The sequence below is a fragment of the Neobacillus citreus genome, from assembly GCF_018343545.2.
Classification (GTDB): Bacteria; Bacillota; Bacilli; order Bacillales; family Cytobacillaceae; genus Neobacillus; species Neobacillus citreus.
On the sequence record NZ_JAGYPE020000012.1, the window covers coordinates 106,978 to 116,300 of the forward strand.

Below are 9,323 nucleotides of genomic sequence, written 5' to 3' on the forward strand. Positions count from 1 at the left end.
GAGGAATTCATGATAAAATGTCAGTGGAGGTGAGCGTACATGCTTGCTACATCAGAAAGAGTTGAATTACTGGACTACGCTGAACAACTGGCAAAAATGGTTCTCGAATCTGACATTGTTGAAAATTATCGGATTTGTTTATATAAAATGCAAAGCAGCCCAGAAACGCAGCAAAAGATACAGCGTTTTGCGAAGCTTAAAGACCTTTATGAAGAGGTGCAAAGGTTTGGTAAGTACCATCCTGATTATAAAAACGTGATGACTCAAATTCGTCAATATAAACGGGAAATGGACTTGGACGCAAACGTAGCTGAATTTAAATTGGCGGAAAATGATTTGCAAAGCCTTTTGGATGAAATCAGTCTCCACGTTGGTAGATCCGTCTCCGAGCATATAAAAGTCCCGACCGGCAACCCGTTTTTTGATAAAGGTCATTCAAGCGGCTGCGGTGGCGGAGGTAGCTGTGGCTGCAGTTAAAAAAATGAGCATGTGAGCTAAAGGGGTAAGGATTGAAATAAAACCTTTTCATGTGCTAGACTTATTTAAAAAGAAGCCTGCAATGAAGGGGAAAAAATTATGTTTGTTCAAAGACAAGGATTAGTTGTTTGGCTGTATTCACTAAAACAGGCCAAAATGCTCAGACGTTTTGGAAATGTCCATTATGTGTCAAAAAAGCTAAAATATGTTGTGGTTTACTGTAACCAGGACGATGCAGAGGAAATTATAGAAAAGCTCCAATCCTTTTCGTTCGTGAAAAAAGTAGAGCCTTCATACAAGCCCTTTTTAAAAATGGAATACGAAAATTCAGCACCTGACAAGGCAAAAGAATATGACTATAAAATGGGGATATAAAAAGGTGAGAATTATCTCATCTTTTTTTTGCCCTAAAAAGAAAAAAACCCTGCAAAAATTTTGCAGGGTCCTTCTAAATCCTGATATAGGACAGAAGGCAAAGGGAGAGGAGAAACCGGAGGAAGAACTTATGGGGAAACGTAAGTCTTCTCCGCGGTTGGCAACAACATCCTCGAATTGATGTTGTTACTTACATTATTTCCACAACCCAAAACCTTATACGTCGAAATTTAAAATTTCCTTTTTTCGCAAATTTTTTATAAAATGTAAGAAAAGAAAAAACTAATGTGACAAATTTGTTTATATTTTGCAGCCTATGGTAGGATGTAAAAAAACGTGATTTTGGATAAAATGTGGTGGTGAACACGTGAGAGTAGTTTCTGGCATCTGTAAAGGCCGTCCTCTTAAAGCTGTCCCTGGTAATACAACAAGACCGACAACTGATAAGGTGAAGGAAGCCCTATTTAATATGATTGGCCCTTATTTTGACGGGGGTACCGGGCTTGACCTCTTTGCCGGGAGCGGAGGATTAGGTTTGGAAGCACTGAGCAGAGGCTTGGATAAAGTGATCTTTATCGACAGGGACGCCAAAGCAATTCAGACAATCCAAGATAATATCAGCGCATGCAGGTTTGAAGACAAAACTGAGGTATTCAGGAATGATGCAGACAGGGCACTAAAGGCTTTAATTAAACGAGAAATTATGTTTGACTATATTTTCTTGGATCCGCCGTACAAGCTTCAAGAGCTGGTCCGGTTAATGGAAAAAATGGATAAAGCAAATGTGGTCAAAGACCAAGGAATTATTGTCTGTGAACATAGTTTTGATGTCGATTTACCTCCCTCTGTTGGGCGGTTCTCGCAAATAAAACATGAGAAATACGGGATTATTGCTATAACAATATATTTAAAATCTAATGGGGAATAAGGGGGAGTCAAGTTGGCAAGTATAGCCGTTTGTCCGGGGAGTTTTGATCCAATTACATATGGCCATTTAGATATCATCCGCAGAGGGGCTAAGGTTTTCGATAAGGTTTATGTTGTGGTATTAAATAATGTCTCAAAAAATCCGCTCTTTACTGTTGAGGAAAGGCTTGACCTGATAAAGGAAGTTACAATGGACATCCCTAACGTGGCTGTCGATCAATTTTCCGGGCTGCTTGTCGATTATGCCAAGAGTGTGAACGCAAATGCAATCCTTCGGGGCCTTAGGGCTGTTTCCGATTTTGAATATGAAATGCAGATTACCTCGATGAATAGGTTTTTAAACGATCATGTGGAAACCTTTTTTATGATGACCAATAATCAATATTCCTTCTTGAGCTCCAGCATCGTTAAGGAAGCAGCAAAGTACAAAGGGGATATATCAGGGCTTGTTCCTCCTCCAGTCCAAAAAGAATTGCAAAAAAAATACAGATAAAAAAAGAGCTAATTTTTAGCTCTTTTTTATATTACTTTCTTTTAGCCTGATAAATAAGATTAGTACATATAATGATAGGGAGCAAATCGTGATGAGTGGGCCGGTTTCCAGCATTTTATGATAAAAATCCTTTGTCCATATTCCATCTCCAAATACCGGCAGGGCTCCTGCAGGCTGATTATGGCCTAGGAAGCGCACATAAATGGGATTCCATAATAGGAGCGTAAAGAGACCGGCAAAAATGCCTTGGAAGATTCGTGCAATAAAGAATGGCCGAAAGCGGATGTCAGTCTGGGCTAGGATGCTGGCCACCTGTGCTTGGACACTAAAACCGCTGAAGGCCAAAATAAAACTTGTTATGATCGCTTTCTGGAGCAGTATGGCATCTTCCACTCTGCTGGTCAAATCGCTGCCAAGAGTGATTTCAAACAGTCCGGAAATAAACGGTATGCTTAACATTTCTGAAAATCTAAAAACTGAAAAAATCATTTCCACGAATTTTGCCAGCGCAGCCGTTATATGTAGATGGTAAAGAAGTTGATTAATCACAGAAAATAGGATGATAAAACCGCCGACCATCAATAATGTTTGAATCGATGAGGTAACAGCATCGCCGAGAAGCTTTCCAATCGGGCGGTTATCCTTCAGTCTTGTTTGGTGCAAAGCTGATAAGGCTTCCCGAATCTTGAATTTTTTGGCGTTTTTCGCTTTATTAGGCGACTCCTTACCGTGGAAACGCATCATAATGCCAACACATATATTGCCCAAATAGTGCGCAACAGCCAAGAGAATACCTAATTGGGTATTGTGAAAAAAACCGACAGCTACTGCTCCAAAGATGAATAAGGGATTAGAGGAATTGGTGAAAGAGACGAGTCTCTCAGCTTCGATTCGCGTTATGTGTCCTTCTTGCCGCATTCTTGCGGTAAATTTTGCACCTGCCGGGAAGCCTGAGGCCATTCCCATGGCCCAAACAAAGCCTCCAACACCAGGAACTTTGAAAAGCGGTCGCATAAGTGGTTCAAGAAGAACCCCTATGAACTTGACCACTCCAAACCCGATTAACATTTCTGATACAATAAAAAAAGGCAGGAGGGAAGGGAATACTATTTCCCACCACATATTCAGGCCACGGATAGAGCCTTCAAATGATTCTTTTGGATAGAAAATAAGTGACGCCGCTAACACGATGCCGGAGATGGCTAAAGCAAGCGTTTTGAGCTTTGACCGAAACATCAAAGAGTTCTCCTTCCTTGTGAAACTGCATGTCCTCATATAAAATAAATATACTCATAGAATGTTGTTTTAGACCATAAGATTGAACGTGATTTATTAGATGTATAATAGGAGGGTTCTGCTATGGAGCACCCTAAGATTGGCTTGGCGCTCGGCTCTGGAGGAGCTCGCGGGTTTGCTCATTTGGGTGTTATAAAGGTGTTAAAGGATGCCGGCATTCCGATTGATTTAATTGCAGGCAGCAGCATGGGAGCCCTGGTTGCCTGTTTTTATGGAGCAGGGATTGATTTAGACCTTCTATATAAATATTCAACCGCGTTTAGGAGAAAGTATTTTCTTGATTTTACTGTCCCGAAAATGGGATTTATTACAGGCAAGAAAGTAAAGGAATTTATTCGTATCTTTACCCATGGGAAAAACATCGAAGATTTGTCAATACCACTTGGGATTGTGGCAACGGATTTATTAACCGGAGAAAAAGTGGTCTTTAAAGAGGGGCCAGTGGCAGAGGCTGTCAGGGCAAGCATTTCCATACCCGGAATTTTTGTGCCTGAAAAGTATAAGGGAAGAATCCTCGTGGATGGAGGAGTTGCTGACCGTGTTCCCATTTCTGTTGTGCAAGAGATGGGGGCGGACATTGTGATTGCAGTGGACGTCTCACGGGTTAAGCGAAACGCTGAAATTACCTCCATTTACGATGTCATCATGCAAAGTATTGATATTATGCAGACTGAGATTATCAATTTCCACGAAACATCTGCAAATGTGATGATTCGTCCCCCTGTCGAGGGCTATAGTTCGCGGGCATTTACTAACATTGAAGAAATCATTAAAATTGGCGAAGACGAGGCAAAAAAGTATCTTGAGCAAATTAAGAAGGAAATTGATAATTGGAAGGGGTGATGGCAGCTTGCATAAAAAATTATCAATTGGCATTTTCTTTATCCTTGCAGTGTTTCTGATTGGCGGAATGTATTATTCATTACCTTACTATGTTTCAAAACCAGGGATGGCAAAAGAACTTGCTCCAATCATTACAGTTGAAGGCGGTTATCAGGAAAAGGGAAATTTTATGCTGACAACTGTCCGGATGGGAAGGGCTAATATCTATTCCTATATAGAAGCCAAAATGAGAAAATATGAGGAAATCTATCCGCTCGATATGGTATTAAATGAACAGGAAACGGAAGAAGAGTATAATGTCAGGCAGCTGCATTTGATGGCAGCATCAAAACTTAATGCGATTGAGGTGGCATACCATAAAGCAGGGCTGCCTGTACATTATAAATATAAGGGGATTTATGTGATGCAGGTCCTGCAGGGAATGCCTGCAGAAGGGAAGCTCCAGGCTGGTGACCGCGTTTTTAAAATGGATGGACACACATTTCCCTCTTCAAAAGATTTCATTGAATATTTAGGAAAAAAAAGTGCCGGAGATCAAGTGACATTAACCTATTCCAGAAATAACGAGGAAAAAAGTGTGAATCTTATTCTGCAGCCCTTTAAGGATCAGTCTGGGAAGGCAGGCATTGGCATTTCACTTGTGGATGATAAAGAAATCTCCGTCGATCCCGAGGTTAAAGTCAGAACAGATGAAATCGGCGGGCCTTCTGCCGGTTTAATGTTTACCTTGGAGATATATAACCAGTTAACCAAGAATGACCTAACCAAAGGCTACCAAATTGCCGGAACGGGAACGATTGACCCAGATGGCACCGTTGGGCCGATTGGCGGTATCGAACAAAAAATTGTTGCCGCTGATCATGCCGGTGCAGAAATCTTTTTTGCACCGAACGAAAAGGGTGCTAAGGACTCCAATTACCGGGCAGCCTTAAAGGCAGCACGAGATATCAAAACAAAGATGAAAATTGTTCCGGTAGATACCTTTGACGATGCGGTAAAATATTTAGAAAAATTACCTAAAAAGAAATAGGACGGTGCCAGAGTGCGCCGTCCTATTTCTTTATAATGATGGGAGGCTGTTTGAATTCCTGTTCCATCAAAAATTTTTTTGCCGGGCCCGGGACCCCCATTGCATATACCCTAGCAGCCTTTAGGTCGAGGTTAATCTCTTCGTCCTTAAATGAAGACAATTTCGCAACCAAAGGCAAAGCAAATTCCTTTTTCATTTTATTTAGGTATTCTTGTCCTCTCTCAGACATCCCAAGGAGCCTTAAATAGCCCGCTCTTTTGCTTCCTTCCATGTTTATTTTTTTGCTATTGGTCAATATGTGAACACATAATCGCTGCAGCCTCGTCCATGTATAGCGTTTTGTTTTAATTCTTTCCATAAACTCCTGAAAGCTTCGCGCTTCGGTTGCGGCGTGTTGTAACCTGTTCTCAAGTCCCTCTTCAGCCTCATATATTTCTTTTAACTCTTCTGGGGAGGAATGGAGGAGACGAAGCTGAAGAAATGGCCAATAATTTTCCCAGCGGTGGTAAAGCCCATATTGATTTAGATATTCATGTAATAATTGTCTAGTAGGCTCCGGTACATACTGATTAATTTCAGATGGGCTGTTTATATCTGCGAATAGTGCTTTCCTGATGCTGGTTGCACTGGCAATAGTTTCGGAGGCAAAATGTTCATCATGATAGTCGGCGTTTTTACGTGCCACAGTTAATGGAGTAATCTGACTTCTTTGCTCATGGATCGCTTTTATGTAGTGAAAGCCTAGTATGTTGTTTGGCCTGGACAAATCTAAATAATTATCCGAATTTGACAGCTGTTTGTATGATAATGCTAAAGCCTTCGGATAGCTGACACCTGAACCCATAAAATGCTTTATATTTTTTTTGTGGGAATCCTGCTGACTTTCAAAAAAATGAATCGTTTGTTGAAAAGCTTCAATCTCCCCGCTTTCACTGCCAAAACAAAGGTACTGACAGCCTGCAGCAGCAAGGATGGACACTGCCCCATTTGCAAAGGTTTCGGCATTTTGTGTGGCAAAGCGGTAGGGAAGTTCAAACACGATGTCCACGCCATTTAATAAGGCCATTTTCGTTCTCTGCCATTTCGAAACTAGTGCAGGCTCCCCCCTTTGCAGAAAGTTTCCGCTCATTACCGCAATAACCACATCCGCTTGGGCTGCCTTGAGGGACGCCTGCAAATGAAAGGCATGTCCATTATGAAATGGGTTGTATTCAACAATAACACCAACTGCTCTCATAACTCTCTCCTTGAAATTTAATTACTATCATTATAGCAATTTATTCCGTTTTTCAATCGAATAATATGATATGATGATACATATGTTTGCAAAAGGTATTTATGGATACACTATAATGGAAAAATTTTTTTATTTATGCAACATAAGGTGAAGTGTAAAGAAAAAATATTGACAAAAATTTTATCGAAAGCTATAATTACCTTTGTTGCCTTGGGGTGATTCAATTGAAATGGACATTAAATCAGCTGCAAAAATATCGAGATAAGGAATTTTCGATTGACGATACCATTCGGGTTGACGAGCTTAAACTGGATGACCCAACTATTCGTGAAGTGTCTCCAATGCAAATTACCGGACGTGGGGATATTGATTCTTCAAAAGTTACCTTTCATTTAAAAATTGAGGGGTATCTGATTCTTCCATGTTCGCGAACCTTAGTGGATGTCAAATTTCCAATTAATGTCGAAACTACGGAAACCTTCCTCCTGCAAAATTCAGTTTACCAAACTGAAGAGGAGGTCCATCAGGTAAAAGGAGATATGATTGATTTAAAACCAATCATAAGAGAAATTCTGTTACTTGAGGTTCCAATGCAAGTATTCTGTGACGATGTCCAATCTGAAGATGCAGCGCCGCAATCCGGTAAGGATTGGGAGGTTATTCAGGAGGAGGAACAATCTAACAAGATTGATCCACGTCTTGCAGGGCTAGCAAAGTTTTTTGACAAAAACAATTCATCGGAAAGCTAATCGAAATGATCTGACTTCAAGCGCTCCTGCGCATTTCTTATAAGGAGGTGGGAAGAATGGCTGTACCTTTTAGAAGGACTTCTAAAACTGCGAAGAGAAAGCGTCGTACTCATTTTAAATTAAACGTTCCTGGTATGGTAGCATGCCCAAACTGTGGTGAAATGAAACTTGCTCACCGCGTATGCAAATCTTGCGGAACATACAAAGGAAAAGAAGTAGTAAACGACTAATTTCTACTTAGATAAAGCACAAGGAGCAAACGCCCTTGTGCTTTTGTCATTTCAAAACAAATACATACTTTTTTAATTGAGAGGGTGAGCAAAAAATGGCTTTTTCGATTGAAAGGCGGGACCCGGGATATTTATTATTTACCATTGAAAGAAGCGAAAAGCGAAACGCCATAAACTACGATGTTATGGAAGGGCTATTGGAAGCGTTAGAAAAAGCTAGTGAACCTGAGATAAAAGCTCTTGTCATTACGGGGAGCGGTGAGAGTGCGTTTTGCTCCGGCGGAGACTTATCCGTTTTTCATCTCCTGCACACCAAAGAGGATGCGTATCCAATGCTTTCGAAAATGTCCAATATTCTGTATTCCTTATTAACCTTGCCCATTCCCACCATTGCACTAATGAACGGTCCAGCGGTTGGCGGCGGCTGTGAGCTTGCTGTTGCCTGTGATTTCCGGCTCGCCAGAAAAGGCGTTAAAGCAGGGTTTGTTCAAGGAAAACAAGCCATTACGACCGGTTGGGGTGGAGGCTCTATTCTTGTCGAAAAGTTCCCATCCCCATTTGCCATGAAGCTTTTGATGGAAGCAGACCTCGAAACTGCAGAATATTTAACCGAAACCGGTTTTATTAATCACCTATTCGACGGAGACTCCCTTCAACAATGTGAAGATTTCCTTAAGAAAATGCTGTTCAATGATTTAGAGGTTCTCAAATCCTATAAAAGAATATGGATTAATAAGTGGAAGCAAGCAGGCCTTCGTGAAAGAATAGAGGAAGAGGTTAAAAACTGTGCCATCCTTTGGGAAAGTGATGCCCATCATCAATATGTAAAAAATTTTATTAAGAAAAACACCAGATAAGATGAATTCACGGCTCCAGATTAAGTCTATCTTTTCTAGTAGATGCATATGTTTATAAAAACACTACTAGGAGGGGATTTGATGTCACCAACTCGACAAGATGCTTGGAGCCAAGATGAGGATTTACTACTTGCAGAAGTAGTATTAAGGCATATTCGAGAAGGCGGGACACAGCTTCAAGCATTTGAGGAGGTGGGGAAACAGCTATCGCGGACACCTGCGGCCTGTGGATTCCGCTGGAACTCATATGTAAGAAAGCAATACAAGTCTGGAATTGAGCTTGCCAAGAAGCAGCGTAAAGAATTGAAAAAACATATTGCTCCTGTTGAAGCTGATCCAGCCCCTGAAATAATTAAAAAGGAAGCTGTCTCGACCGAGCCAGGGGGTACTTTGACATTTCCGGCTGTCATTCAGTTTTTAGAGGGCGTTTTTAAACAAGTAGAGAATTTTGCTGAGCTTGAAGAGGGAAGCAGGAAGTCTTCCGAAAAAATAAAAGAATTAGAAAAGCAAACTTATTATTTAGCAGCAGAGAATGAAAGACTTACGGAGAACCTAAAGGCCATCGAAGAGGACTACCGTTCATTACTGGAAATTATGGAAAGAGCTCGCAAAATGGTTGTTCTTCAGGATGAAGACCGTCAATCCAAGGTTAGATTCCAGATGGATAAAAACGGCAACCTGGAAAGAGTAGAGAAATAGAAAAAGCGGACATCCGGTCCGCTTTTTCGCTTAGCTAATAAGAAAGTATAAACTTTCTGTCGAAAGCTTTATACTTTCTTAACGCATAAATTCAACTACGCCTCTGTCTT

12 protein-coding genes are annotated in these 9,323 nt (G+C 40.9%); 10 read left to right on the top strand and 2 right to left on the bottom strand.

Going from position 1 to position 9,323, the window contains the following annotated elements:
* Nucleotides 1–39 precede the first annotated feature (39 nt).
* The 4 genes from KHB02_RS09490 (at nucleotide 40) to coaD (ending at nucleotide 2,272) form a co-directional block, all read left to right on the top strand.
* Nucleotides 40–477, top strand: a complete 438-nt coding sequence (locus KHB02_RS09490; protein WP_213140859.1) for a YlbF/YmcA family competence regulator — start codon at nucleotides 40–42, stop codon at nucleotides 475–477.
* A 99-nt stretch (nucleotides 478–576) separates the two neighbouring features.
* Nucleotides 577–852 carry a YlbG family protein gene (locus KHB02_RS09495; protein WP_213116444.1) on the top strand — a complete coding sequence of 92 codons (276 nt, stop codon included), beginning with the start codon at nucleotides 577–579 and terminating at the stop codon, nucleotides 850–852.
* Nucleotides 853–1,219: 367 nt separating this feature from the next.
* On the top strand, nucleotides 1,220–1,780 hold the full coding sequence (rsmD, locus tag KHB02_RS09500) for a 16S rRNA (guanine(966)-N(2))-methyltransferase RsmD (protein ID WP_213140858.1): 561 nt from the start codon (nucleotides 1,220–1,222) through the stop codon (nucleotides 1,778–1,780).
* Nucleotides 1,781–1,792: 12 nt separating this feature from the next.
* Entirely contained in the window at nucleotides 1,793–2,272 is a 480-nt protein-coding gene (coaD, locus tag KHB02_RS09505) for a pantetheine-phosphate adenylyltransferase (protein WP_213140857.1), read from the top strand.
* A 15-nt stretch (nucleotides 2,273–2,287) separates the two neighbouring features.
* On the opposite strand, the gene ylbJ is transcribed toward coaD, so the two are convergent.
* Nucleotides 2,288–3,508, bottom strand: a complete 1,221-nt coding sequence (ylbJ, locus tag KHB02_RS09510; RefSeq protein ID WP_213140856.1) for a sporulation integral membrane protein YlbJ — start codon at nucleotides 3,506–3,508, stop codon at nucleotides 2,288–2,290.
* Nucleotides 3,509–3,631: 123 nt separating this feature from the next.
* Between ylbJ and KHB02_RS09515 the strand changes: the two genes are divergently transcribed.
* Both KHB02_RS09515 and KHB02_RS09520 read left to right on the top strand, forming a co-directional pair.
* Complete coding sequence (locus KHB02_RS09515; protein WP_213116441.1) at nucleotides 3,632–4,411, top strand: patatin-like phospholipase family protein; 780 nt, start codon at nucleotides 3,632–3,634, stop codon at nucleotides 4,409–4,411.
* A gap of 7 nt (nucleotides 4,412–4,418) precedes the next feature.
* Nucleotides 4,419–5,441 (top strand): SepM family pheromone-processing serine protease, encoded by a 1,023-nt coding sequence (locus KHB02_RS09520; protein WP_241113793.1) that lies wholly within the window; start codon nucleotides 4,419–4,421, stop codon nucleotides 5,439–5,441.
* A gap of 22 nt (nucleotides 5,442–5,463) precedes the next feature.
* On the opposite strand, the gene KHB02_RS09525 is transcribed toward KHB02_RS09520, so the two are convergent.
* The gene (locus tag KHB02_RS09525) at nucleotides 5,464–6,678 is read right to left on the bottom strand and encodes a nucleotidyltransferase (protein WP_213140855.1); all 1,215 of its coding nucleotides are present in this window, start codon (nucleotides 6,676–6,678) and stop codon (nucleotides 5,464–5,466) included.
* 224 nt (nucleotides 6,679–6,902) lie between these two features.
* On the opposite strand from KHB02_RS09525, the gene KHB02_RS09530 reads away from it, so the two are divergent.
* The 4 genes from KHB02_RS09530 to KHB02_RS09545 all read left to right on the top strand — a co-directional run bounded on the left by KHB02_RS09530 (nucleotide 6,903) and on the right by KHB02_RS09545 (nucleotide 9,213).
* Nucleotides 6,903–7,427 (top strand): YceD family protein, encoded by a 525-nt coding sequence (locus KHB02_RS09530; RefSeq protein ID WP_213140854.1) that lies wholly within the window; start codon nucleotides 6,903–6,905, stop codon nucleotides 7,425–7,427.
* A 56-nt stretch (nucleotides 7,428–7,483) separates the two neighbouring features.
* Nucleotides 7,484–7,657 carry a 50S ribosomal protein L32 gene (gene rpmF / locus KHB02_RS09535; RefSeq protein ID WP_213116438.1) on the top strand — a complete coding sequence of 58 codons (174 nt, stop codon included), beginning with the start codon at nucleotides 7,484–7,486 and terminating at the stop codon, nucleotides 7,655–7,657.
* Nucleotides 7,658–7,752: 95 nt separating this feature from the next.
* Nucleotides 7,753–8,514, top strand: a complete 762-nt coding sequence (locus KHB02_RS09540) for an enoyl-CoA hydratase/isomerase family protein (RefSeq protein WP_213140853.1) — start codon at nucleotides 7,753–7,755, stop codon at nucleotides 8,512–8,514.
* Between the two features lie 81 nt (nucleotides 8,515–8,595).
* Nucleotides 8,596–9,213, top strand: a complete 618-nt coding sequence (locus KHB02_RS09545; protein ID WP_213140852.1) for an RsfA family transcriptional regulator — start codon at nucleotides 8,596–8,598, stop codon at nucleotides 9,211–9,213.
* Nucleotides 9,214–9,323: the final 110 nt, after the last annotated feature.